22 protein-coding genes and 1 tRNA gene are annotated in these 25,352 nt (G+C 59.5%); 10 read left to right on the top strand and 13 right to left on the bottom strand.

Going from position 1 to position 25,352, the window contains the following annotated elements; translation table 11 throughout:
* Nucleotides 1–67: 67 nt before the first annotated feature.
* The 3 genes from CFT68_RS08075 to CFT68_RS08065 are packed head-to-tail and all read right to left on the bottom strand — an operon-like array spanning nt 68 to nt 2,614.
* Nucleotides 68–706 (bottom strand): hypothetical protein, encoded by a 639-nt coding sequence (locus CFT68_RS08075; protein ID WP_141106490.1) that lies wholly within the window; start codon nt 704–706, stop codon nt 68–70.
* Between the two features lie 35 nt (nt 707–741).
* Nucleotides 742–1,983 (bottom strand): site-2 protease family protein, encoded by a 1,242-nt coding sequence (locus tag CFT68_RS08070; protein ID WP_245815311.1) that lies wholly within the window; start codon nt 1,981–1,983, stop codon nt 742–744.
* Nucleotides 1,970–2,614, bottom strand: a complete 645-nt coding sequence (locus CFT68_RS08065; RefSeq protein WP_088842897.1) for an HAD family hydrolase — start codon at nt 2,612–2,614, stop codon at nt 1,970–1,972. The genes CFT68_RS08070 and CFT68_RS08065 overlap by 14 nt, the downstream gene beginning before the upstream one ends.
* Nucleotides 2,615–2,776: 162 nt before the next feature.
* Here CFT68_RS08065 and CFT68_RS08060 point away from each other — a divergent pair.
* Both CFT68_RS08060 and CFT68_RS08055 read left to right on the top strand, forming a co-directional pair.
* Nucleotides 2,777–2,853, top strand: a tRNA-Ile gene (locus CFT68_RS08060).
* A gap of 206 nt (nt 2,854–3,059) precedes the next feature.
* Nucleotides 3,060–3,464, top strand: a complete 405-nt coding sequence (locus CFT68_RS08055; RefSeq protein ID WP_245815310.1) for a putative quinol monooxygenase — start codon at nt 3,060–3,062, stop codon at nt 3,462–3,464.
* Between the two features lie 474 nt (nt 3,465–3,938).
* On the opposite strand, the gene CFT68_RS08050 is transcribed toward CFT68_RS08055, so the two are convergent.
* The 10 genes from CFT68_RS08050 to CFT68_RS08010 all read right to left on the bottom strand — a co-directional run bounded on the left by CFT68_RS08050 (nt 3,939) and on the right by CFT68_RS08010 (nt 15,819).
* Complete coding sequence (locus tag CFT68_RS08050; RefSeq protein WP_088842895.1) at nt 3,939–6,482, bottom strand: HAD-IC family P-type ATPase; 2,544 nt, start codon at nt 6,480–6,482, stop codon at nt 3,939–3,941.
* 50 nt (nt 6,483–6,532) lie between these two features.
* Nucleotides 6,533–7,366: a universal stress protein gene (locus CFT68_RS08045; protein WP_088842894.1), complete on the bottom strand. Its 834-nt coding sequence runs from the start codon at nt 7,364–7,366 to the stop codon at nt 6,533–6,535.
* Nucleotides 7,367–7,452: 86 nt separating this feature from the next.
* Nucleotides 7,453–8,298, bottom strand: a complete 846-nt coding sequence (locus CFT68_RS08040) for a universal stress protein (protein WP_088842893.1) — start codon at nt 8,296–8,298, stop codon at nt 7,453–7,455.
* Between the two features lie 43 nt (nt 8,299–8,341).
* Nucleotides 8,342–9,199, bottom strand: a complete 858-nt coding sequence (locus tag CFT68_RS08035) for a universal stress protein (protein ID WP_088842892.1) — start codon at nt 9,197–9,199, stop codon at nt 8,342–8,344.
* Nucleotides 9,200–9,257: 58 nt separating this feature from the next.
* On the bottom strand, nt 9,258–9,479 hold the full coding sequence (locus tag CFT68_RS21480; RefSeq protein WP_141106489.1) for a hypothetical protein: 222 nt from the start codon (nt 9,477–9,479) through the stop codon (nt 9,258–9,260).
* Entirely contained in the window at nt 9,476–10,600 is a 1,125-nt protein-coding gene (locus CFT68_RS08030; RefSeq protein WP_088842891.1) for a BON domain-containing protein, read from the bottom strand. Before CFT68_RS08030 ends, CFT68_RS21480 begins: the two co-directional genes overlap by 4 nt.
* Before the next feature lie 287 nt (nt 10,601–10,887).
* Entirely contained in the window at nt 10,888–12,393 is a 1,506-nt protein-coding gene (locus CFT68_RS08025; RefSeq protein ID WP_088842890.1) for a L,D-transpeptidase scaffold domain-containing protein, read from the bottom strand.
* A 101-nt stretch (nt 12,394–12,494) separates the two neighbouring features.
* Nucleotides 12,495–13,481, bottom strand: a complete 987-nt coding sequence (locus CFT68_RS08020; protein WP_088843712.1) for a 2-hydroxyacid dehydrogenase — start codon at nt 13,479–13,481, stop codon at nt 12,495–12,497.
* A gap of 71 nt (nt 13,482–13,552) precedes the next feature.
* On the bottom strand, nt 13,553–14,395 hold the full coding sequence (locus CFT68_RS08015) for a DUF6544 family protein (RefSeq protein WP_088842888.1): 843 nt from the start codon (nt 14,393–14,395) through the stop codon (nt 13,553–13,555).
* 26 nt (nt 14,396–14,421) lie between these two features.
* Nucleotides 14,422–15,819, bottom strand: a complete 1,398-nt coding sequence (locus tag CFT68_RS08010) for an MBL fold metallo-hydrolase RNA specificity domain-containing protein (RefSeq protein ID WP_088842887.1) — start codon at nt 15,817–15,819, stop codon at nt 14,422–14,424.
* 159 nt (nt 15,820–15,978) lie between these two features.
* Here CFT68_RS08010 and CFT68_RS08005 point away from each other — a divergent pair, with 159 nt between their 5' ends.
* The 8 genes from CFT68_RS08005 (at nt 15,979) to CFT68_RS07970 (ending at nt 25,352) form a co-directional block, all read left to right on the top strand.
* The gene (locus CFT68_RS08005; RefSeq protein WP_088842885.1) at nt 15,979–16,797 is read left to right on the top strand and encodes a universal stress protein; all 819 of its coding nucleotides are present in this window, start codon (nt 15,979–15,981) and stop codon (nt 16,795–16,797) included.
* Between the two features lie 476 nt (nt 16,798–17,273).
* Nucleotides 17,274–18,677: an exopolysaccharide biosynthesis polyprenyl glycosylphosphotransferase gene (locus CFT68_RS08000; protein ID WP_088842883.1), complete on the top strand. Its 1,404-nt coding sequence runs from the start codon at nt 17,274–17,276 to the stop codon at nt 18,675–18,677.
* Nucleotides 18,678–18,876: 199 nt separating this feature from the next.
* Nucleotides 18,877–19,701, top strand: coding sequence for a WecB/TagA/CpsF family glycosyltransferase (locus tag CFT68_RS07995; protein ID WP_088842882.1), 825 nt, complete (start codon nt 18,877–18,879; stop codon nt 19,699–19,701).
* Between the two features lie 282 nt (nt 19,702–19,983).
* A complete protein-coding gene (rfbF, locus tag CFT68_RS07990) occupies nt 19,984–20,874 on the top strand; it encodes a glucose-1-phosphate cytidylyltransferase (protein WP_088842881.1) in 891 nt (296 codons plus the stop codon).
* A gap of 98 nt (nt 20,875–20,972) precedes the next feature.
* Nucleotides 20,973–22,082: an NAD-dependent epimerase/dehydratase family protein gene (locus CFT68_RS07985; protein WP_088842879.1), complete on the top strand. Its 1,110-nt coding sequence runs from the start codon at nt 20,973–20,975 to the stop codon at nt 22,080–22,082.
* 71 nt (nt 22,083–22,153) lie between these two features.
* Nucleotides 22,154–22,696 carry a dTDP-4-dehydrorhamnose 3,5-epimerase gene (gene rfbC / locus CFT68_RS07980; protein WP_088842877.1) on the top strand — a complete coding sequence of 181 codons (543 nt, stop codon included), beginning with the start codon at nt 22,154–22,156 and terminating at the stop codon, nt 22,694–22,696.
* Between the two features lie 75 nt (nt 22,697–22,771).
* Nucleotides 22,772–24,037 carry a class I SAM-dependent methyltransferase gene (locus tag CFT68_RS07975; protein ID WP_088842875.1) on the top strand — a complete coding sequence of 422 codons (1,266 nt, stop codon included), beginning with the start codon at nt 22,772–22,774 and terminating at the stop codon, nt 24,035–24,037.
* Nucleotides 24,021–25,352 carry a DUF4910 domain-containing protein gene (locus CFT68_RS07970; RefSeq protein WP_212590373.1) on the top strand — a complete coding sequence of 444 codons (1,332 nt, stop codon included), beginning with the start codon at nt 24,021–24,023 and terminating at the stop codon, nt 25,350–25,352. Before CFT68_RS07975 ends, CFT68_RS07970 begins: the two co-directional genes overlap by 17 nt.

The raw sequence follows: 25,352 nt of genomic DNA, 5'->3' as shown, positions 1-25,352 counted from the left end.
ATTGGCGCGACTTGAAGGAAAGATTGCTTCGTCGTGCTTCCTCGCAATGACGGGCTGGAGCTAGTTGTTAATTCACATACGGCGTTTCCAGCTCCTGGCCCATTAGGGTAAGCGGGTCAAGAGAAATGCGACCGGTGAGGCGCGTGCTCAGGGTTTGAAGCTCTTGTTTGGAAAGCACACCTAAGCGGTGAAGCCAGTTCAGGCGGTGCAGTTGTAGCTCAATGGGGCCTAGTGGATTAACGTCAGCATACTCCTGGCGCAAGTAGTCGTGGGCACGCTGCTCCAGAGCGAAGGCAAATTGCTGAAATGGAGCGCGGCGACTAGGCCAGTCGGGGAGCGTGAGCGAGAGGTGCGGAGTGCGCAGCTGCCACACGTTCCACCAGTTAAACCAACCGTACACGCAGTAGGCCACTATCAGCAGCATCATGCCGCCATACACTTGCGCCTCGGGGGTAAGCTGACCATCCAGGGAAGGATGGCGCAGAATGTCCTGGCCTAGCCAGACCAGGAAGAACAACAGGCCTACGAGGCGCTGCTTCGGGACATGGCGTACTTTTTCGGTGCGCAACGGCAGAATCTCCTCAAATGGCACCGCAAGCTCCAGGCTCGGCTGCCACTGCGAGTTACTGCGCCGCACATACATGCTTTGCTCCCGCAACGACAAATGGGTTTGATACAGAAAAGGATGCTGATACGTAAGATCCATGAGGGAGGGAAAACGCCAGGCCGGGTAGCAGAATGCTACTGAAGTAGTAAGGGCGCTGGCGTGAAACAAAGCACAAAAATAAGGAGCATCACCCAGCCCAGCACCTTTCGGCCCGGTGTGAGGGGGCGCTCATCGGGGGCACCCGGGTGATATATCCCGGTTACCCGCCCCAGAATCAGTCCAAAAATCAGCCACCCTGGGTTGCCTTCTAGGCCAGGCCAGGCAGAGGCCACCACAATTTGGGCGGCCCACACGGCCAGAGCCAGCATCAGCACCCGTCGCTTGGTGGGTAAGGCACGCCAGAAAGCCGCCAGGAGGTATACAAAATAGGGCCCGGCCCAATACAGCCAGTTTTTGCCGCTCGTCTGGAGGGTGAACAGGCCTAGGCCCGCGTAGAAAATAAAGCCAATAAAAAACAGCCCCGACAACCGACTTGCCCGCCGCTGGCCTAGCAGGCCATACAGAATATGGCCTCCGTCTAGCTGGCCAATGGGCAACAGATTGAGAGCCGTAAAGAATAAGGAGAGTACACCCGCCACCAACACCGGATAGTGCATCAGCTCATTGGGGTGCGGCATGCGGCCTGGGTCGGCCAGTAAAGAGGCAAGGCCTTGAAACAGCAACGGCTGGGCAAGTACCAGGCCTAGTTTCTGCCCGGCCGGATATACATAACGGGCATAGTCGGCGCCGTATGGGCGGTACTCCGGGTGCAACTGAAACAGATATTCCAGCGGTGGAAGGTGCGTCAGGCCGTAGGCCAGTACACCCACTGCTACCACAAAACCGGCTAGTGGCCCAGCCAGACCCACATCGAAAAACTCCTTGCGCGAGAAAATCCGGTCCTTGATGCGAATGACTGCCCCAAATGTGCCAAACCCCAGCGGAAACGGAATGAAAAATGGCAGTGTAGCTCGAATATGGTAGAACCGGGCCGTAAAATAGTGTCCGAACTCATGCACCGTGAGCACCCCCAGAAACGGCAGCGAATACCACAACCCCGGCCGTAGCGCCTGCCACATAGCTGGCCAAGGCTGCAGCAGCACCTCGTACGGCAGCTCTAAATCGAAATCTTTTACCCCAACCAGTGCCACTCCCATCAGGGTGGTAGTGAGCAGCGTGAGCAGGAAAAGGCCTACGTGCAGCAAATAGCGGCGCCAGCGAGGTGTAGGCCGCTCATAGCGCGTGAAAGCCGCCATGGCGTCCTCGTAAGGAGACAGGTCGGTGGGCGCCGGAGCATCAGGAAAGGGCAGGAGCGGAGGATTCTCAGGAGAAGGCACGGAGGGCGTCGGGCAGAGCGTCGGTGAGAGTAAGGGGCGGAGCTAAGTACAGCGTATGCAGACCCAGGCGTTGGGCCGTTTCAATGTGCTGCGGGCTGTCTTCGATGAAAAGCGTTTCCTCCGGCTTCCAGTTCATCTCGCGTAGCGCATGCCGGAAAATTTCTTCGCCGGGCTTACGTAGACCTACTTCCTGCGAGTAAAACACACGGTCCAGCGCATCGGCAATGCCGTTGGCAAAGCCGTATTGCTCCCGCAGCTTCTTATTGATGGCGGTGATATGCAGTTGGTTTGTGTTGGAAAGTAAGGCCGTTTCGTGGCCCTGGGCGCGCAGCTCGGCCACGAGGGCCAGCCGCTCGGCGGGTACTTCTAGCAGCAGCGCGTTCCAGGCGGCGTCCAGCTCCTCATCGGTGGCTTCCAGCTCGTAGTGGGTGCGTAGGCCTGCCCGGAACTCCTCGGGCGTCAGGCGGCCCGTTTCCATGGCATCAAACAGCTCGGCCTGAGCGGCTTGGGTAAACTCAATGGTGCCGCCATGCCGATGCAGGCGCCGCATGGCCTCCAGCGTGCGCTGGTAGTCAATATCAATCAGTACGCCTCCAAAATCGAAGAGCAGGTTTGGTTTGCGTGTGGGCATAAGTAGCAGAGATAAACGGAACAGTCAGACTACAATAGTCAGGAAAAGCTAAACCAACTTCTCAGAGTAATGGCTGAAATATGGGACGGGAATTGCAATTCCGCTCACAAAATTCGAAGTTTGCGCAGCGGAACCCGTCAGCAAGCTGGTCGGAAGCACGCCGGGCCTATAGCTCAATCGGTTAGAGCAGCTGACTCATAATCAGCAGGTCACTGGTTCGATTCCAGTTGGGCCCACCAAGAAGCTCGATAACAGGTTTTAACCAACCTGTTATCGAGCTTTTTTCTTTTTCCGCAGTACAGCTCCCAGGGCAATATTCCGAAACTGTGCATTCTGGGGCCCGTCACCGACGAAGAATGCCAGGTTGCGCGGTCATAACACTGCCGGGGCTATCTTGACGAAAGCGCCTGACACACGTACCACATAATTTCCATTCGTCATGAAGATGAAAGCACTTTACCGCTGCCTGTTTCTACTTCTTCCGGCGGGACTGCTGGCGCTGGCAGCGAGCAGCCCTGCGGCCGCCCTGCGGCCGCCGAGCAATCAGCTTGTGCGGCTGGCCAAGCTGGAAATTTATCCTGCGCAGCTAGTGTGCTACAAGGCTGCTCTAAAGGAGGAAATTGAGAATTCACTGCGACTGGAGCCCGGTGTGCTAACGTTGTACGCAGTGTCGGAGAAGGCCAACCCGTGCCGCATTACCATTCTGGAAATATACGCCAGCACAGCGGCCTACCAGGCCCATTTGCTCACGCCCCACTTCCTGAAGTACAAGAACGGCACCACCGAAATGGTCAAGTCGCTGGAGCTCGTTGAGACGGTGCCGCTGGTGCCCACCGTGAAGGTGAAGTAAACGGCGGTTTGCCAGATGAATAGCGCGGCGCAGCAACAGTTTCTCGGGAAAACAGGTGCCGTCATTTCATCACTGGCTGCCAGAACGCACTGATGTGGTCCAAGCATCTTCCTAGGCCACTACATAGGCCGGTTGAGGTACTCTGCTGTTTACCGACCGCCTTATTCCGTATTCGAGAAAGGGCGTAGAGCACACTGACGAGCCGGAGTAGGCCTAGAAAACGAAAAGGCCCCGACTACAACCCGGGGCCTCTTCTATTGCAATAGGTATGCGCATCTGGGCCGAGAGTATTAGGGAATGGCCTAGATGTGCGCAACCTACTGCCGCAACATGATGCGAACATGATAAGCGCCATGCCAGGGCACCTGCAGGGAAAATCGGGTGAAAGCTGCCGGCAGCAGCTACAGCACAGCATCCAGCTTCCGGGAGATAGGCCTAGGGGCATTGTGCAAAAAAAAGATGTTTTAGGCGCTGCTAGGCCACTTTGTTGTTAGGGCTTTGCGAGTGGCGCAGGGCTTTATACACTTCAAACCACCCCGTGCTGGCCAAGGCCACGGCGCTGCATAAGGCCAGCTGCCTCCCCGTCAGGGGTTGTAGCTGAAACAGCTGCTGCAACGCCGGAATCGTGAGGCACAGCGCCAATAGGAGCAGCGTAAGGCCCAGCATGAGGGGCAACAGCGCATTATGGTAGCGCAGGGTGGTAAGCAGTGTGTGCCGCCGGGAGCGGCTGACGAGGGTAAGTAGCACGTTGGCCAGTAGCAACGTAGTAAATGTGAGGGTGCGCGTCAGCGTCTCAGAGTAGCCCGCAGATTGGGCGTAGGCGGCTACTCCCAGCACGCCCGCCGCAATTACCAAGCCTTGGACCAGGCTGCTGCCCAGCTCCCGCAGCTGCAGAAACGACGAGGCCGCCACCCGCGGCGGGCGTTGCAGAGTATCCGCTTCCATGGGCTCATTCTCGAATACTATAGAACAAGTTGGGCCCATCAGGAGCTCCAGCAAAATAACATGCACCGGACCCAGCAGCACCGGATATTGCCAGGCCAGCAGGGAAGGCACCAGTACGGTCAGAATCAGGGGGATGTGAATGGCAATGATGTATTGAACAGCCTTTTTTAGGTTGTCATAGATTTTGCGGCCAAAGCCGACGGCCGTTACCATGCCACTCAGCTCATCATCCAGAAGAATAAGGGCCGCCGCCTGCCGGGCCAGCTCCGTGCCGCGCTGCCCCATAGCCACCCCGATGTGAGCGGCCTTCAGGGCCGGGCCATCATTGATGCCGTCGCCGGTCATGGCTACCACTGCGCCGTTGGCTTTCAGGGCTTCCACCACCCGCAGCTTCGCCTCCGGAAACATACGGGCATACAAATCCACATCGGGCACACGCTGGCGCAAAGCCGCCGGACTGAGTTGCAGAACCTCGGCGCCCGACAAAACGGGCTCGGGGTGGCGTAGGCCTATCTGGCGGGCAATGGCGGCGGCCGTCACGGCATTGTCGCCGGTAATCATTTTTACTTGTAGGCCAGCCCCATAGAATTGTTGGAGGACGGCTGCTGTGCCAGGTTTGGGCGGATCGGTGAAGGCAACCAGCCCCACAAACTCCCACGCAAACTCTTCCTGATCGGCGGGGTAGGTGGCGGGCGGCACCAAGCACTGGGCCACGCCCAGAACGCGCAGGCCCGTGGTGGCTAGTTCTTCCAGCGTTGCCAGGGCTGCCGCCCGGGCCGCGGCCGGCAGGTGGCACCGCGCAATAATACCTTCAGGTGCGCCCTTGCAGGCTACTAGTCGTTGGCCGACAGCGTTAGCGAAAATGTGGGTCATTATGGGCGGATGGCCGCCCAGCGGATACTCGTGCACCAAAGTATAGGCGGGCCGTTCGTCGTGGGCCGCGGTGGCCGCGTAGGCCAGGTGCAGAGCTTGCTCCATGGGGTCGAAGGGCTGCGGCTCACTGGCCCACATGGCAGTTTCCAGTAGCTGCGACGCGGCAGAGGAAAGCGACTGGCCTAGCACAAAAGGCTGCGGTCCAGCAGCGTCGGTGGGGCAGTACAGGTGGCTGAGGGCCATCCGGTTCTGGGTGAGTGTGCCCGTTTTATCGACACAGATGACGGTGGCGGAACCCAGCGTTTCTACGGTTTGGGGTTGTTTGGTGAGAATGCGCTGCCGCATCAGGCGCCAGGCGCCCAAGGCCATAAAGGAGGAAAGCGCCACCGGAATTTCCTCGGGCAGCACTGCCATAGCAATGGTGAGGCCATGCAAAAGCCCATGCACGAAGCTCCCCGACTCCCACCAGTTGTAGCTCCAGACCATCACAAACGCCGTAGCGCCCACCAGCGCCATGCGCCGCACAAAGGCTCTTACCTGCTGCTGAAGGGGCGTAGGAGGCGTATTCACTTGCTGCATCAGGCCCCCGATGAGGCCTAGCCGCGTCTGGCTACCGACGGCTGATACGCGCACTACGCCGGTGCCGCCACTCACGGAAGAGCCCGCGTAGAGCAATTGAACACCATCAGCTGCCTTCGTTACGGGCTGCGATTCGCCCGTCAGAAATGACTCGTCGGTTTGTAGGTCGTGGGCTTCCAGCAGTAGGCCATCGGCGCCCACCTGCTCGCCTTCGGCCACCAGCAGGATGTCGTCCACCACAATTTCCTCGGCCGGAATTTGCGCTTCCTGTCCGCTACGCCACACGCGGGCCAGCGGCTGCGTGAGCTGCTGCAAGGCCTGCAGGGCGCGGTCGGAGCGGGCCTCCTGGTAAAAAGAAATGCCCGCCACCAGCGCGGTAGCCACCAGCAGTACGTAGGCCTCGGAGCGGCTGCCTATGAGCAGATACACGCCGGCCGTGAGCACCAGCAGCACAAACATGGGCTCAGTTACGATGCCGCGGATGATGGACCAGAGCCGGTGCTGGTTGGGGGAAGTCAGGATATTAGGGCCGAAGCGCTGCCGCTGCCGCTGCACCTCGGCGGGAGCAAGCCCAGCTGGTAATGAGGTAGTGCGAGGAGACTCCGGTGCGGAAACAGCCATGAGCAGGGGAGTAGAATACGAGATGAGAAACGACTAGGCCAGTAGTGCTGTCAGGAGACCATAGTGGGCAGCACCAGCACGGGCACCGGGCAGCGTTCGAGCAGGCGACTCGTGATGCTGCGGTGAAACAGCTCGCTGAGGTAGCCGCGCGGCCGGGCCAGCACTAGCACCAGATCGGGCTGCGTGTCCTGCACGGCGGCCAATAGGCCTAGGGCATGGTCGTCGTGCGTGTAGCCGCGCAGTTCGGGGGTGGGTAGGCCGGCAACCAGGCCACTGGCCTGCACAGCCCGGAGCGCCGCGGCGCAGCCCGCATCATCCTCTACCCCCTCCGAAACGTGCACCACCGTCACCACGGAGCCCAGCTGGGGCAGCTGCTGCGCAATAGGGCGGGCATTGGGCGCCAAGGTAAAGGGCTCGGCATCGGCGGCCACCAGAATACGGCGCGGTAGCTCTAGGGGAGCCGTGGCTGGCACCACCAACATGGCGTGCTGACCCGCCCGCAATAGTTCCTCACAGGCTTCCGTCAGGCTGCCCTCATCCAGTTTCGAGGCCCCCGACTGGCCTAGCACAAAGCACGCCGGCCGGTGGCGTTTAGCCAGATCCTGCGCCAGTTTCGGTAGCAAATCGGTGGATACTTCCACGGTGGCCGGGGCGTGCAGGGCCTCCGCCTGCTGGTAGAGGGCCGCCGCCGTATCCGTTTGGCGGCTTAGCTCCTCCTGGCGGTACTTTTCGCCCATCATCTCATACGGATCGAATACGGAAGCCCGATTGACATGCAGCAGTACCACGCTGCCGTGCAGAGCCTGGGCCAGCTGGTCGGCGTAGGCTACGGCATGGCGGGCTGCCGGATAAAAGCCCGAAACAACAATCAAGTTGAGAGACATGGCGCAGGCAAATAGGGTGATAAAAGCAAAGCCAGAGCCCCTATGCAACTAGTGCCGGGGCTCTGGCAGAGAAGTGAAGCCAAGCCTCAGTCTTTATATGGCAGCGTGCGGGCCGGCAGCAGCAGCACCGGAACATGCATGTGCGGCAGTACCTCCCCGATGATGCTGCCACTGAATATCTTATGCAGCCAGCCGTGTCCTTGGTCGAGGAGAACCAGCATATCGGAGTTCAGCTCATTTATGGCTTGCTGAATACCCACTGCTGGCTCCTCATGTACCACCTTATGTAGGCCACTGCGCTGCATGCGGCCTGTGAGCCCGCACTGCTGGGCCGCTTGCGCGCCCACCCAGCCGCCGGCCCGGTCTTCCCAGGGAAGCACGCATATAGTCACCACATCGGTGCCCAGAGTATCCAGAAAAGGCGCCAAAGCTGCCGCCTTAGGGCCCAGCACAAAAGGCCGGTCTTCTACGGAGAGGGCAATACGCTTAGGTGGCTGCAGGGCCTCGTCGGGGAGATGCTCCGGCACCAGCAGCACTGGGTAGCCCGTTTGGTGGGGCAGAGGCAGGGCGCGGTTGCTGAGCCATTCGTCCACGAGGCCGTGCGTGGTGGTGAGGCCTGCTACCAGCAGTATTGGGCGGTATTTCTGCAGGGCCTGCTGCACCGCTTCCAGCCAGTCGGTTTCCAGCAGCTCGGCGGTGGCGGGCACGGGCAGGGCGGCCGCCACCTGCTCCAGCGTGCTGCGGCTTTCCAGCATCGCGCGCTCATCGGCTACGGGCACCACCAGGCCGGCTTCCGTTGGGATGGGCAGCGGCGCAAACACATGCATCAAGTGCAGCTCCGCATCCAGCGCGGCGGCCAGCGCGGCCGCGTAGGCACGGGCACGCTCGGCAGCCGGCGAAAAATCAGTCAGGACAAGCAGGTTCGGCTTCATAATGAACTAGATATAAACGTAGGCGGGAAGTGGCAGATGCCCGCTAGCTAAGCGCAGGCATCCAGCCAGACTGTTCCTTGGCGGGCAGCAGCAGCACCGGCACTTGGCACTGGCGCAACACCTGGCTCGTGACGCTGCGATGAAACAGGTGGCCTAGGAAGCTGTGCGGCCGGGCAATGAGCACCAGCATATCTGCCTGCGTGTCTTCGAGGGCGTGCAGTATGCCTGGGCCTGGGGCTAGGTCGTACTCCTCGTAGAGCTCGGCGGGTTTGCCGGCCGGCAGCAGCGCATTCAGATGGGCCTGTGCAAGCGCCCGCTGGCCCCGAAACGCCTCTTTCTCGTGGGGGGCGGCTGTGTGCACCACCGTAAAGTCGGCGCTCCAAGAGTGCAGCAGGGGCAACAGACGGCGGGAAGGCTCGCTCAGGGTAAAAGGGTCGGCATCCAAGGCCAAGGAAATACGGCGGGGTAGCCAGGAAGCTTCCGCGGCTTCGGGTACTAGCAGCAGAGGCTGAGGCGTGGCCCGCAAAATGGGGAGTGCCTGGTTGTGCAGCACGTGGTCAAGCAGGTCATACTCCGTGCTCAGACCCATAGCCAGCAAACCGGCTTTGTACTGATCTATGGCATCTTCCACGGCTTGCGTAAGCGGCTGCACCGATACCGTAATGGCGGCCGGCGTGGGCAGCCGGGCCGCCAACTCCTGCAGGGCACCCATGGTTTCGGCCTGGTTGCGGTAGGCCTGCGAAACGGTTACCGTTACCAGCTCCGGGTCCAGAACGGGGTCGTGGTAGAGATGCAGCAACGCCAGCGGCAGGTGCAGCGGAGCCGCCAAGATGGCGGCGTACCGCGCAGCCCGCTCGGCCGTGGCCGATAAATTGGTGAGTACTACAACGGACGGAGTCATAGTGGCGAGGCTCTAAAGGACGGGGGAGTTGCATAGGCCAGTGCGAAGCGCCGCCAGTTTATTCTGGGGCAAACCGCAGCGGCTGGTCGGGCTGGGTGGCGGGCCGTGGAAGTACTTCCGTATGGGGGTAGTTGCAGGCCCATATATCCGGCATCATGCAGCTATCGGCCTGCTCAGCCGTTTGCTGAGTAGCGGAGCTAACCATTTGCCGGGTACGTCTGGGAGCAGCGTAGCCGTGGTGAGCCCCGATGGAATACGATTCTCGTGGCAAGGATTTCATGTCAGTAGGAAGTGGCCTACGGCAGATGCTGCCGAGGGTAAGGAAGGCTGGAAGGGCGGGCGTTTGCGGGTTTCGGCTGGAAGGAAAGCAGGAGTAGTACCCAGTGAGAAGGGCGGAAGGCTGCCGGCGCCTGGGTAGCCCCGAACTTCTACCTCGTTTTCTACCGCTACCACGCCCTCAATTCCAGCGGCCACATGCTCGGCCTCTCTCTGCTCAAAGGCAGTATCCACTACTCCGGAGAGGTGCACTTTGCCGAAGCGGACGCTCACGCGAAAAAAGAACCGGCCTACATGCACGTTACGGGCCAGAGCATCCGCCACAGAGCGGCGGATAGTATCGTCGGGGGCAGACTGTCTGGCGCGCACTTTCAGTAGGTTGCGCACTTGGCGAACTCCCTGTACCCCCTGCGCTATCTGCTCGGCGACCTGCCTCGAGTGGAGGGTTGCAACTACCCCAGCCAGCGTCACGATGCCGTCCTGTACCTGCACCAGCGGCTCGGTGGCGGGCAGCTGCGGGCTGGCATGGAGGGCATCGCGCACCAGTTGGGCCAGGTAATCGTCGGGGCGGTAGGCAAACCAGTAGGCCACTTGCAGGTCGTGGGAGACTACGCGGGAGGCCCCGGCCTGGTAGGCAGTAGCAATCAGGCGGGCTTTCTCAGCGGCCGTGGCCACTGTGCCGGTCAGGGTGACCACCTGGCTGGCCGTGCGAATCTGCACCTGCCCGCTGTTGATGCCGCTATCATACTCCAGCAGCTTCCAGATCTGGGTGGTCAGCGTTTCATCGGAGCTCAGGCAGTGGCTTCCGGGTGTGCTGCGGCGCTTATGCTGGCTGAGGTGTCCGCCCCGCGACCTGGGCTTCCGGGCCTCATCTGTACAAAGCAACAGGTTGTTGAGGCCGCGCACACCGCTAACCGACAGCGCTAGTTCTGCCGCCCGTTGCCGGATCTGCGGGGTATCGGCGAAACCCGTCAGCTGCACTATGCCCTCGCGGGTGGCCACGTCCACCGCTTGTGAAATCAGCTCCTGGTGTTGACTGAAAAGCATCCGGACCGCGGCCGTAGTGCTCGCATCAGTGGCTGGATTCAGCTCAGTTGGGAGAAGCAGGGCATGCGAAGACGGCATAGGAGTGTGGCTTGCTTAGGAAAGTGAAGGAACAGCACGAGGCCCAGTGGCCTAGAAGGCGGAGCGCTGAGCGCTGCGCAGTTGCAGGCCAACAGCAGCCAGGGCCGCCACCAGCAACACAGTGAACAGGAAAGTGGGCGTTACCATACCAGAGGAGAGTTAGGGGCAGCGTACCACCCGCAGTGGAACATATTGAGAGCCTAAAATTCGGTATGATTATCTTGTAATATACTGATAAACATCATATTGGCATATGATTTTCATCATCCTGGTGCCACCATTACGGTCTAGCGGGTAGCGCCGTCTTGGGAGCCAAACAGCCGCCGCCGCAGCGCCGCATCCTGGTGGTAGATATCGGGCAGAAAGCGCAGCTGGCCCTTTTCGGCTGTGCAGGTGGCGTAGCGCACGTAGAGCGGGCTGTGGCGCCGAAGGCGCACATCGCGGGGGCGAGGCTGCAGGGCACAGGCTTCTTCGCTGGGCAATTTCTCGGTCCGGCCTTCGCGCCGCAGCAGGTAGGCCGCCAGTTGCAACGGATGTTCCAGGCGCATGCAGCCGTGGCTGAGGGCACGATAGGGCTGCTGAAAAAACTGCCGCATGGGCGTGTCGTGCAGGTAAACGGAGTAGGGGTTGGCAAACCGAAACACAATGTTGCCGAGGGCATTATCGCACCCCGCCGACTGCCGGATGGAATATGGGAAGTTTTGGGCCGTTACCTGCTCCCACCTGATGCGGTAGGGGTCCTGTAGCTGGCCTCGGCTGTTGTAGAGGGCGTAGTTGTTGCGCTCCAGGTAGCTGGCATCGTTTTGCAGGCGCGGCAGAATTTCCTTGATGGCAATAGAGTGGGGCACATGCCAGTTGGGGGCCAGCGTGAAGTACCGGATGGTACTGCTGAGCGTAGGCGTGGGCGTTTGAAACCGGCCTACAATTACACGGTGGCGGCGCAGGACGGAGTCGTGGGCCACTGCCTGCAACTCAAAGGCCGGCAGGTTAATCAGCAGATACTCGTTTTCGGGCAGGAAAGACTCCCAGCGCCAGCGCTCCAGATTGAGGGCTACCTGCTCGTAGAGGGCCTGGTGCAAGGCGGCCGAATCTGGCAGAACCGCCCGCGCCAGCCAACGGGCCAGCGCCTGCTGGAGCTGGCGGTACTCGCGGTTTTGCGGCTGCCCAGCCAGCATGGCGGCCGGCACGGCACCCTGGCCTACGGCCGCCCGCAGCACCGCCGCTGGCTGCCAGGCCTGTTTCCGGGCTTTCTCCAGCCCCGAAAGTGTGTAGGGATGGAGCCGGCCCCGGCTTACATCGCGCATGAAGCGCAAGGCGGCATCGGAGAGGTACACATCCAGCAAGGCCAGCTGCTGCGCCCGCTGTGGGGCGGTAGCTGGTTGCTGCAAGGAGTCCTGAAGTTGAAGCAGGCTGGGAGTTGTGTAATCGGAGGGGCGAAGGCCATACTCCTGCGCCCGGGCCAGGAGGTCCAGGGCCCGGTGTGCATCGGGTGTAAGACCATCGGAAGGCGGCGCACTCCAGGCCGGGGTGTAGGTGCTGTCGTAGAAAGCCCGCACCTCGGCGCCCATCAGCAGGCTTGGCGGGGTGCGGCGGTCTTCGGTGGTCGTATCAAGTAGTGCCCGAATCAGGGAAGACACGGGCACTGCCTGAACGCGCCGGAGGGTGTCGGCGGCAATAATCCCCGGAGCAGTACCATTCGGGCCTGCCCCGGTACCTGACTCGCAGCGCGGTAGCGTGAGGGCCAGGGTAAAGCAGCACAACAGCCGGATATCGAGGAGGAGAGCGGAGCGCATGGTGGCATGGAGTGTCCCCGCCCAGCGTACAAAGCACCCGATATGGCTGTAAGCGGAGGAAAGTGGCCTAGCGGGTCAGATGTATAGAGAAGGGGAGTGGCCTAGAGCTCGTGCTCTGAAGGCTGGCCCTGCGCCCAGGCATCGAGGCTGGCCATGGTGGTAGTGAAGATGTCGGTGAGGGCCTCGTTTGTCAGAAACGCCTGGTGGCCAGTAACTAATACATTAGGCTCGGCCAGCAGTTCCTCCAGGAGCGGATCGGGGGCGGCATCCTGCGAGTGGTCTTCGAAGAACCGGCCTTTCTCGAACTCATACACATCGAGGCCCAGGTAGCCGAGGCGGCCGGCGCGCAAGGCCGCCAGGGCGGCGCGCGTATCGACTAGGCCACCCCGGCCCGTATTGATGAGCATGGCGGTCGATTTGCAACGGGCCAGCGTATCGGCATTCATCAGGTAGTGCGTGGCTGGCACAAGCGGCACATGAAGGCTGATGATATCGGAGGTGGCACACAGCTCCTCGAAAGGCACATAGCGCAGGCCATAGCGCTGTACGAACTCAGGGTTGGGGTACAGGTCGTAGGCCAGTAGCTGGCACCCAAAACCCTGCAGGATACCCGCCAGCACTCCTCCAATCTTCCCGCAGCCGATAATGCCCACCGTTTTGCCGTGCAGGTTGAAGCCCACCAGCTGATCCAGGCGGAAGTCGGAGCGGCGCATATTTGCCTGGGCGCGCAGCAGCTGGCGGTTTAGGGCCAGCATAAGTGCTACGGTGTGCTCGGCCACGGCATAGGGCGAGTAGTTAGGCACATTGCACACGCGCAAGCCCAGCCGCTGGGCCGCCGCCGAGTCTACCTGGTCGTGGCCTGCCGCCCGCACGGCTACGTACCGGACCCCCAGTGCCTGCAGCTGTTCCAGTACCGGGGCCGAGGCATCATCATTGGTGAAAATCACAACTGCCTCATAGCCGCGCGCCAGCTCTGCGGTGGCCGCGCCTAGGGCCCGGCTTTCCAACTGCAGCTCGTGTTTGCCCTGGGCCGCGTGCGTCAGGAAAGGGCGTTCGTACTCGTGGGCGCTGTATATAAGTACCTTCATCAGGAGGTGGCAAGTAGTGGAAAGGGAGAAATGCTGCAGCAAAGGCAGCATACAAAAGCAGGTAGAAGAAGTCAGAAAAGATGCAGCTCGTGGTAGGCCAGTTCCAGCACCCGAAAGCGGGCGTAGGGCAGGCGCTGCCCGTCTACTACCCAGCTGGCTTCCAGCCTAGTGGGCACGCGCACGCCGTGCAGCACGCGGTACCGGCTGAAGCGCCCCACCCAAGGCAGCAGGGTAGTATCTCCTTGATAGCGTTGGGTTTCGCACTGTACCATTCCGTCCTGCTCGTTGAAGCGCACGAGGTAGGACACGGTTTGCCCGTGGTGCGTCAGGGTAAGGTGGGCCGAGTGGTCGTCGGGGGCGGCGGTCCAGCGCAGGTGGGGGGCGGGCAGTAGGGCGGTGGGCAGCCACACGCATTCGCCCAGCCAGCGGAGCAGCTCACCCTGGTCGTAGCGGATGCCCTCGCCCTGCATAAGCGGAATGGCCCCCAGCAGCCGCACGGCAAGTCGGCCATGGCCATCCAGGTACTCATCCTGGGCTGTAAACAAACGGGTGGTGCCCTGCCAGATAAAGCCAGGCGGATTGGCCGTACTATACTGCTCGCCCTCAATGGAAAGCCAGTCTTTCTTTAAATCGGTTTTAAACTGCCCGGTGTGGCGCAGGCGTAGGCCACTCAAGTACGGCTGCCCCTCGCGCAGCACGTGCCGGAAATACCGCTGCACCGGTGCCGGCAGCCCCGCCAGTCGTGCCTCCACGTAAACTTCCGGGCTGGGCTCAGCCTGAGCGAAGAGCTGTGCCACTTTCCGGCGTAGTTGGCGGTGGGCCTGATATCTGCTCCACCATAGGCCTGCCGCGGTGGCTAGGCCTACGGAAGCGAGGAGCGGTATAAGGCGCGGGAAGCGCGGGTGCGGGAGCATAAAGGGCTAAGGGAAACCAGATGCGGTCAGATATTTTCAAAGAGCAGCACGTGGTCCAGGTAGCCTGGAACCCGCACATTCGACCAACCTCGCTGCCGGAGAGTGGTGGCCAGCGCATCGGCGGCGGCGGGCTCTCCGTGTACCACAAAGGTTTGCTGGGGAGGGTGCCGGAACTGGTCTAGCCAGCGCAACAGATCCTGCCGGTCGGCGTGGGCCGAAAAGCCATCGAGGTGCTGCACTTGGCAGTGTACGGGTACCGCCGCGCCAAATATTTTCACGGAAGCAGCGCCCTCCTGCAGGTCGCGGCCGCGCGTGCCTTCGGCCTGGTAGCCAATCAGCAGCAGCGTGTCCTGGGGCTTTGGCAAACGATGATACAGATGGTGCATAATGCGGCCTCCGGTGCACATGCCACTGGCCGAAATGATGATAGCCGGCCCGGATTTATCGTTCAGGGCCTTCGATTCCCACGACTCTGTAACGAAGCGTAGGCCACTGAAATCAAACACGTTACCATGCCCCAGCCTATGTGCCGAGGGGTGGCGGGGGTACAGGTCCGAGACCCGAATACCCATCGGGCTATCCACGTAAACTGGTGCCTGCGGCACGCGGCCTTCCTGGCGTAGCTTTTTCAGGTAGTAGAGCAGGCTTTGGGTGCGCCCCACGGCAAAGGCGGCCACCACTAGTACGCCCCCACGGCGTAGCGCTTCATTCACCACGTTTGCCAGTTCCTCTTCCGGGTTCTGCAGGTGCGTATCCCGGTCGCCGTAGGTAGACTCTACCAGCAACACATCGGCCTCCCTGATGACGGCCGGGGCGTGCATCACCGGGTTATCGTAGCGGCCTAAGTCGCCGGAAAATACCAGCTGCTTGCGCTGGGTGGCGCCCTGCACGGTTAGCTCAGCAATGGCCGACCCCAGAATATGGCCAGCCTCGCGGTACGTGAGGGTCAGGGCGCCCTCGCACAAGGTCAACTCCGAGTCGTAGGCCACACTCTCTACCAGGGGCAGCACCTGCAGTACATCGGTTTGGGTGTAGAGCGCCACGGCCGGGTGGTGGCTGGAGTAGCCTTTGGCATTCGCAAAAGCCGCTTCTTCTTCCTGGAGCTTGGCCGAGTCGAGGAGCATAATGCTGAGCAGGTCGGCAGTGGGCTCCGTGCAGAAAATGCGTCCCCGAAACCCATTATGCACCAGCTTGGGCAGGTAGCCGGTGTGGTCGATGTGGGCGTGGGTCAGGATGACGGGATCCAGCAGGCTTGGGTCGAGGGGCAACTCCTCGCGGTTACGCAGCCGCAGCTCCTTCAGCCCCTGAAACAGCCCGCAGTCGATTAGCACGTGGTGGGGTGTGGGCAGGCCATCCAGGGTGAGCCAATACTTTGAGCCCGTTACGCAATGGGCCGCGCCAAGAAATTGCAGCCGGACGTTCATAATAGGATCTAAAAGGAGTAGATTATCACAAGATTACAGCCCCGTCTCCTCTGGGCCAATGACATTTGTCATGTGCCGTCCTAACCTGGCGCATAGCCCCGGCAGCCGCTGAGCCGGTCCTTTGCTTATCTGTTCTCACTCGTTTGTACACTTCAGCTTATGGCCACCTCGCTGCTTATCCTCACCGATTTTTTCCAGGCTTCCAACCGCGCCCTCAACTACGCCACTAACCTGGCAGGCCCGCTCGGCGCGCGCCTGGTGCTGCTGCATGTGCGCCGCGACTCTGTGCTGGACGCGGAAATGTTTACCGGGCAGCTTTCTAACTTAAGCAAGGAAGCCATGGACCTAGCCATGAACAGCCTGGCCGAGGGGCTCACGGTGCCGGTAGTGGCTGAGGTGGGCCACGGGCGCGTGGCATTTGCCGTGGCCGATGCGGTAAGCCGGCACCAGCCGGCCCTGATTGTGCTAGGCCGCCCCGACTACTCCGGAACCCCCGATGAGCTGGTGCAGACTACCTCCCTCGATATCCTTCGCACCTCGCCCTACCCAATGCTGGTGGTGCCGCATTCCATCGTCGATATTGCCCTGCCAAAGCGTATACTGATGGCCGTTGATGGCGAGGCCTTTACCTTGGGCGAATACGCGGGCAGCATTCGGCACATCCTCACCTCGTTGCAGTGCGAACTGACGGTGCTGCACGTGGCGCCTGAAACCGGAGGGCACCAAACCGTAGCCGATGCCCTGAGCTCGGTGCTGCAGACTGGCCTAGCCGTAGATCTGCAGCCCGTATACACGCGCACCGTGCTGAATGCCAGTCCTGCCGACGGAATTCTGGCGGCGGCTACCCCCGATGCGTACGACATGGTGGTGCTGGTGGCCCGCCCCCGCAGCTTCCTGGGAAAGCTGTTCCATCATAGCGTAACGGCTCAGGTGCTGCTGCATAGCCCGCTGCCTGTGCTGGTAGTGCCCGCCAAGTAACCCGATAAGAATAGTCCTACCAGCGCTAGGCCACTCATCAGCAACATACTGGTGAGTGGCCTAGCGCTTTTTTATGGCCCAACGGGCACGCGGCGGGCCAGCCACTCCCGTGCTGCAGCCTGTGGTACCCACCGGAGTCCGGGCTCAGGTTCAGCAGCACTTAAAGCCCGCTACCCAAAAAAGCAGCCTAAGGTGCCAATACAAGCCATTGCATTGCTGTACCTACTTGTAACATCGTTCTTATGCTATATAAATAACTGATAATTAGTTTGTTGTGTGATTGTAAGATGATGTAACAAGACTGAGGTGTGGAAGTTTAGTAGTAAGTATTAAATTTTTAATAGAAAAAATATGTAACAAAGTTCAATTAAATATCGATTAAACACCAAAAATGGTTTACTTTGTATCTGCTAGTACTATTCAGTAATAGTGCATGAACTCTGCTTTCTCTCTCCTCTCATGCTCTCTGCTTTGCTATGGAACGTTACAGACACTACACTGATACTTCCCGCTTTATTCTTCCTGCAGTAGATCTGTTGCTGATTTTCGGGGCCTTCCGGATGGCGGGTTATTTGCTGCTAGGCCACTGGCACTTCCAGGGGTACTATCCCTTCTTCTTTGTTATATACGCGCTGCTCTGGTGGATTCTGTCGGGCCAGTTCGCGAACCTATACCGCGTAGACCGGCTCATCACCTATCCGGAGAAGCTGCTGTATCTGCTGCGCACCTTTATGCTGCATGCCTTCCTGGTACTGCTGGGGGTAGTAGCACTCGGCATCTATTGGGTCCCGATGCGCTACCTGTTCTCCGTTTATAGCCTGTCAATGGGGGTCGTGATTTCGGGCCGCTTCCTGATGACGTTTCTGTACCGGACATACCACAAGCACTTCGGGCAGGCGCAGAGCCGCTTCATTATTGTGGGAGCCGGGCCAAGCGGGCAGGAGCTGTACCGTTTTCTGGAGTCGCATGATCCCATTGCCAATCAGTTCATGGGGTTCTTCGCCGATGACACTGACCCTGTGCCGGCAGGCCTACGCGCGCTGGTGCGCGGCCGGCTTTCTGAAATGAAGAATTACTGCCTGCACCACCAGGTAGAGGCCATTTATTTCGCGCTTCCGCTGGACCGGCGCCAGCTGATTGAGGACCTGTCGCGCTTCGCCGATGAGCATTTCTTATCCTTCCGTATCGTGCCCGATTTCCGGGGCACAGTTCGTAAAGACGTGAACGTATACTTCTACGACCATCTGCCCATCCTCACTATTCGGCACGAGCCCCTGGGGATTCAAACCAACCTGGCCCTCAAGCGGGTATTCGATGTAGTCTTCTCGCTGCTGATTATTGTAGGCGTGTTTCCGGTGCTGCTCACTACGCTGGCTATCCTTATCAAGCTCGATTCGCCGGGTCCTATATTCTTCCGCCAGATGCGGCCGGGCAAGCGCAACCAGCTCTTTCCGTGCTACAAACTGCGCACCATGCGCACCGATCATGGCCAGGCAGAGCTGCAGGCCACCAAAGCCGATCCACGCATCACCCGCGTGGGCAAGTATCTGCGCAAGTATAATCTAGATGAGCTGCCGCAGTTCTTTAATGTGCTGCTAGGCCACATGTCAGTGGTAGGCCCGCGTCCCAACATGATTTCGCAGCTCGAAGAATACAGCAAGCACATCCGCACCTACCAGATGCGCCACGCAGTTACGCCCGGCATTACGGGCTATGCCCAGGTGAATGGCTACCGTGGCGAAACCCGCGAAGCGGGGACCATGGAAAAGCGCGTAGAGTACGACCTGAAATACGTTGAAAACTGGTCGTTTGGGCTTGATCTGAAAATCATCGGCCAGACCGTCTGGAATATGGTGCGGGGAGAAAAGAACGCCTATTAACCGCCTGTACCGCGGCGCCGCCCGATTTGGGCAAACCCTCCTATACGGTGGGCTAATGGCATGCGCCTTATGCCGCCCACTGGCACAGGCCGGCGCGTCCTTAGTCCACACTGCCGACTTTGTTTTGGCGCGGCACTGCTCCATATTGTTTCTTTATTAGATTCTCTTAATCAGCCTGTTATACCTAAGTATGTAGCGTATGCTCCCAAAGCTACCCGTTCTGGATTCCTGGATTTCTACCGGTGCGCCTACCAGCTTTGTGGAGGCGGTGCTGAGCTTGGGTAAGGCCCGCTGCTCGGCCTACGTATGCTTTGCCAACGTACATATGGTGGTGGAGGCCCAGCACGACGCCTCGTTCCGCCGGGTGCTGGAGCACGCCGCCATTGTAGCGCCCGATGGGAGCCCAGTAGCAGCAGCAGTGGGGTGGTTTAACCGAGGAAAGCGGCAGGCCCGCGTAGCTGGCATGGATTTGATGCCGCAGCTGCTAGCCGCTGCCGCTGAGCGAGGGCAGTCAGTGTATTTTTATGGCACCACCGAGCCGGTACTTACCGCCATGGTGGAAAGAGCCCGCCGCGAGTTGCCCACCCTGCGCGTAGTAGGTACCCATTCGCCCCCCTTCCGACAGCTTACACCCGAAGAGGATGCCGCCGAAGTAGCCGCCATCAACGCCGCCGACCCCGATTTGCTGTTTGTAGCCCTAGGCTGCCCCCGCCAAGAACGTTGGATGGCGGTGCATCAGGGCCGCATTCGGGCGTGCATGCTGGGTGTAGGCCAGGCATTTCCGGTCTATGCGGGCCTAGAGCGCCGTTTGCCAACTTGGGCCCGGCAGCTCTGGCTGGAATGGGCCTACCGGCTCTGGCTGGAACCGCGCCGCTTAGGTAAGCGCTACCTTGTAACGAACACACAATTCGTGTATATGATGGTGCGCCGAAGTCTGGCCATGCTGGCTGGCCGGCCAGTGCCGCGAACCCCTGCTTTCTCGTACTCAGTGCCTGCCCCTGAGTCAGAACACATTGTGCTCTAGTAGTGTAGCTGGCTACAAGTGAATGTGTTAGGATGCCTAGGCCAGTAAAAGGCATGATGCTATATCATTCTCAGCACATAGTGCCAGCTAGGAATGTATGGTACCTTGAATATTTTTTATTGGTATGTATTAAATAAGATTATATTTTTTATTGCCATTGTTATAATATTATTTATCTTTCCATCGGTACTATTCTATGATGGGTTAGTACAGTGTAAAGAGCTATTACTAACTATCTCGCTGACTTCAGCTCACTTTTCCAGTGTCATAACGTTTCCTACTATGAAAGCAGTAATACTCGCGGGCGGCTACGGAACTCGCATTAGTGAAGAAAGCGGCGTACGCCCGAAACCGATGGTGGAAGTAGGTGGAAAGCCAATATTATGGCATATTCTAAAGATTTATGCCCACCACGGCATCACCGATTTTGTGATCTGCTGCGGCTATAAGGGCCATATGATTAAGCAGTATTTCTCTGATTATTTCCTGCACAACTCAGACGTTACGTTCCGGATGGACCGCAACGAAATGCAGATTCACCGCAACAACGCTGAGCCCTGGACGGTAACGCTGGTAGACACTGGCCTAGAAACCATGACGGGCGGGCGATTACGCCGGGTGCGGGAGTACCTGGATAACGAAACCTTCTGCCTGACTTATGGTGATGGAGTAGGGGACGTGGATATACGGGCTTCTATTCGCTACCACCAAGAGCAAAAAGCGTTGGCTACGCTCACGGCGGTGCGGCAGCCCGGCCGCTTTGGCGTGTTTAACCTCACGGAGGAAAGCAGCCTGGTTTCCAGCTTCACGGAAAAGCCCGAAGGCGGCGAAACGCCCTGGATTAACGGTGGCTTCTTTGTGCTGGAGCCCTCCGTGCTCGATTATATTGACAGTGATGATACTGTGTGGGAAAAGGCGCCATTGGAGAGCTTGGCCTCGGGTGGCAAGCTGGCCGCTTTCCGGCATGAGGGGTTCTGGCAACCCATGGATACCCTGCGCGATAAAAACCTGCTGGAAGAAATGTGGCACCAGGGCCGTGCCCGCTGGAAAGTGTGGAACGATGCGCCTAAGCCTCTCACAACCGATTCTGTACTAGCTGATATTATGACTTCGCCGGTAATGGCGCCGGCCAACGAGCGGGTAGCGGCCCCGACCATTGTTCCGGCCAGTTAACAGCAACCAATTATGGCTCTATGGCTGGTGCCTAGGCCACCCAATCAGTTCTACTTCAAGGTTCTGGTACTGCCGGAGCTTTACCTGATACTCCTTTTATGCCTCGTATTCTCATTACTGGTAACATGGGCTATGTAGGCCCCGGCGTAGTCCGATACTTACGGCAAGAGTACCCGCAAGCGGAGCTAATTGGCTACGATACAGGTTTCTTTGCGCATTGTCTGACGGGCGCTACCCGGTTGCCGGAGCTGTGCCTGGACCGCCAACTGTTCGGGGATATACGCGAGCTGCCAGTTGCCTTGCTGCAGGGCATTGATGTAGTCGTGAATCTGGCTGCCATCAGCAACGACCCCATGGGCCAGACCTATGAGCAGATTACGCTGGATGTAAATTACCTCGCTGGCGTACGGTTGGCCCGGCTGGCCAAGGAGGCCGGCGTCGAGCGCTTCGTATTTGCCAGCTCCTGCAGCATGTATGGCGCAGGCGGCGACGAGGCCAAGTCGGAAAACTCACCCCTGAATCCGCTGACGGCCTATGCCCGCTCCAAGGTATTGAGCGAGCAGGCACTGGAGCCCTTGGCCGATGAGCAGTTTCAGATAACCTGTTTGCGCTTTGCCACCGCGTGTGGCTGGAGCCACCGGCTGCGACTGGATCTGGTGGTCAACGATTTTGTGGCCGGGGCAGTGGCCTCGGGCGAAATCAGCATCCTCAGCGATGGAACCCCTTGGCGCCCCCTTATTCATGTGCAGGATATGGCCCGCGCTATCGGGTGGGCCGTCCAGCGCCCCCGGTGCGGCTGCGGGGCGGCCTTCCTGGCCATCAATACGGGTGCCGAAGTCTGGAACTACCAAGTGCGCGACCTGGCCTACGCTGTGGCCGAGGCGCTGCCCGGAACCCGGGTAAGCCTGAACGCGGCGGCGCCCCCCGATAAGCGCTCCTACCGCGTCGATTTTAGCCTGTACCAACAGCTCGCGCCCGAGCACCAGCCGCAACGCACCCTGCCCGATACCATTGCAGAGCTGCGCGACGGGCTGATGAGCATGAACTTCCGCGACGGCAGCTTCCGCACATCGCAGCTAATGCGCCTTCGGGTGCTGACTGCCTTGCGCGAAACCGGCGAGCTAAACGCCGCGCTTCGCTGGGCACTGCCCGCCGCCACTACCTTGCCCCCTATAGAAACGCCGGAGTACGCAGCTCTCGCTCTGTAGGGTATATTTTGCCCCGGGTTCTCTATTAAAACGCCCTTGTTCACTACCACTACACCTGCACATCCTTTGTTATGATTTTCACCGAAACCGAGTTAGCCGGCGCGTTTATTATTGATGTTGACCGTATGGCCGATGAGCGCGGCTTTTTCGCGCGCTCCTGGTGCGAAGACGAATTTGCCGCGCATGGCATCCTGATGCCGCCGCTGCAGGCCAATGTGTCCTCGAACCCTACCAAAGGCACCTTGCGCGGTATGCACTTTCAGCTGGCTCCTTACGAGGAAACCAAGCTGGTCCGGTGCACGCGCGGCGCCATTTACGATGTAATTGTAGACCTGCGCGAAGAGTCGCCTACCTACGGACAGTGGCTGGGAATTGAGCTCACCGCCGACTCCTTCCGGATGCTATTTGTGCCAGCTCGTTTCGCGCATGGGTTTCTTACGCTGCGCGATAATACCGATGTGTGCTACCAGGTGTCGGCTAAGTACGCGCCGGGCCACGAGCGCGGCCTCCGCTGGAACGATCCGGCCATCGGTATTCAGTGGCCTACGGAGCCTGTGCTAATCTCCGAAAAAGACCAAAGCCACCCCGATATCCACCTACTGGTAACCCAATAGCTGGATTACTAGCCCTTTCACACCTCAGCAAGTTCTCCGTTCCCTGTTTTCTCTCCTCACCATTACTCGCTTGCTATGAACTGCCGTCATTGTGGAACATCGCTTCACCATGTATTTGCCGATCTAGGTCACTGCCCGCCTTCTAATTCCATGCTGACGCAAAAGCAGTTGGATGAGCCAGAGCAGCATTATCCTCTCAAAATTTATGTCTGTGAAAGTTGCTTTCTGGTGCAAATCGGGGAAGTGAAAAAGGCCGTTGAAATCTTCGGTGATGAATACACGTATTTCTCTTCTTATTCTACGAGCTGGCTACAACATGCAGAGCGCTATGTAGATATGATGATGCAGCGCTTCGGCTACACTTCCGATTCCTTGGTTGTGGAAGTAGCCTCGAACGACGGCTATCTGCTACAATATTTCCATGGCTACGGAATACCCGTGCTCGGTATCGACCCTACTGCAAACACGGCCCGTATGGCGGCCCAGCGGGGCGTAAAAACCCGGGTAAACTTCTTCACGACCAATCTGGCGCAGGAAATGGCCGCCGAAGGCCAGCAGACCGATCTGCTGATTGCCAACAACGTGTTGGCGCACGTGCCCGATATCAACGACTTTGTGACTGGCCTACCGCTGCTGCTAAAGCCGCAGGGAGTGGTAACGCTGGAGTTTCCGCACCTGCTGAACCTGGTGCAGCAATGCCAGTTCGACACCATTTATCACGAGCATTTCTCTTATCTGTCGCTCACAACGGTAAACCGAATTTTTGCCTCCAAAGGCCTCACAGTGTTTGATGTGGAGGAACTTCCTACTCATGGAGGCTCCCTACGCGTCTTTGCCCGCCATACGGCCGATGATACCAAGCCGGTTTCCGGCGCCGTAAAAGAACTGCTGGCCCGCGAGCGGAGCGAAGGCATGGATACGGTGGCCTACTACCAGAACTTCCAGCCGCGCATTGATGAAGTGCGGGCCAATTTTCTGGAGTTTCTGCTGAAACAAAAACGCCTGGGCCGTCGGGTTGTCGGCTACGGGGCCGCTGCCAAAGGCAATACGCTGCTCAACTACTGCGGCATTCAGGGCACCGATCTGATGACGTTTGTAGTAGATGCCTCCCCGCACAAGCAGAACAAATACCTGCCTGGCAGCCACATTCCGGTGCTGCACCCCGACATGATTCAGGTGGAGCGCCCCGATTACGTGGTGGTTCTGCCCTGGAACATCCGGGAAGAGGTATCGGAACGGTTTGCTGCTATCAGTGAGTGGGGCGGGCAGTTTGTGGTGGCCATTCCGGCGCTGGAAATCTTCAGCTACACGCCTGCTACCGCCGATGTCGTCCACATCTGAAGCTGCCTTTCTGGCGCCGCCTACAGGCAAGCCCGTAGGCCAGTCGGTGGCCATGCACCGGCTGCTGCGCAAGCTTTACCCCATTGGGCGCAGCATTACGGGCGAGGGTGTACGGCAGACGCTGCGCATGCTGGAGCAGTACCTGCCAGCGGGCCTGCAAGTGCAGGAGGTGCCCAGCGGCACGCCCGTGCTCGATTGGGTGGTACCGCCCGAGTGGAACATCCGGCAGGCCTACGTGCGAGATACGCAGGGGAGGCACGTTATTGATTTTGCCAACCACAATCTGCATGTAGTAGGCTACAGCCAGCCTGTGGCGGGCTGGTTTACGCGTGCCGAGTTGGAGGAGCATCTGCACTCCCTGCCCGAGCAGCCTGACCTCATCCCGTACCGAACGAGCTACTACGGTGCTTCCTGGGGCTTTTGTCTGGCCCATCGGCAGCGCGAGCAGCTCCAGGATGAGGTGTACGAAGTATGTATTGACGCCACCCACGATCCTGCTGGCTCGCTCACGTATGGGCAGCTCCTGTTGCCGGGGTCTAGCGAGGAAGAGGTTCTGATTTCGTGTCATCTCTGCCACCCTTCCCTGGCCAACGACAACATTTCGGGGCTGGTGGTGGCCACGGCATTGGCTAACTGGCTTGCCGATAGGCCTAGGCGCTATTCCTATCGATTTTTGTTTGTGCCTGCTACCATAGGCGCTATTACGTGGCTGGCCCAACACCAGGAAACCGCCGTACCGTGTGTGCGGCATGGACTGGTGCTTTCCTTGCTGGGCGGGCCAGGGCAATTTACCTACAAGGCATCAGAAGCCGGTGCCGCCGAGGTAGACCGCGCCGTAGCCCTGGCCCTCCGCGACCTACACGAGCCACATGAGCTGCGCCTGTTCAGCCCCTACGGTTACGATGAGCGCCAGTATTGCTCGCCGGGTTTTCGGCTGCCGGTAGGGTGCCTCACGCGCACGCCGTTCGGCGAATTCCCAGAGTACCATACCTCCGCCGATAACCCCGACTTTGTTACACAACAGCAACTTACCGGCTCCCTGCGCCTGCTGCGCCGTGTGTGCCGCGTGCTGGAGCAGAACCAGACTTACCAGAACCTAAGCCCCTACGGCGAGCCGCAACTGGGCCGCCGGGGCCTGTACAAAACGGTAGGAGGTGGCCTAGACGGCCAGCAGTGGCAAATGGTGCTGCTGTGGGTGCTTAACCAATCGGATGGGCGCCACAGCCTGCTGGATATTGCCGAGCGCTCTGGCTTACCGTTTCAGCTGCTGCACAAGGCTGCCGTAGCCTTGCGCGCCACCCAGTTACTTGCCTGA

It is taken from the genome of Hymenobacter gelipurpurascens (assembly GCF_900187375.1).
In the GTDB taxonomy this organism is placed as follows: Bacteria; Bacteroidota; Bacteroidia; order Cytophagales; family Hymenobacteraceae; genus Hymenobacter; species Hymenobacter gelipurpurascens.
Note: the sequence above shows the minus strand (reverse complement) of the source record. Positions and strands in the feature narration are given on the sequence as shown.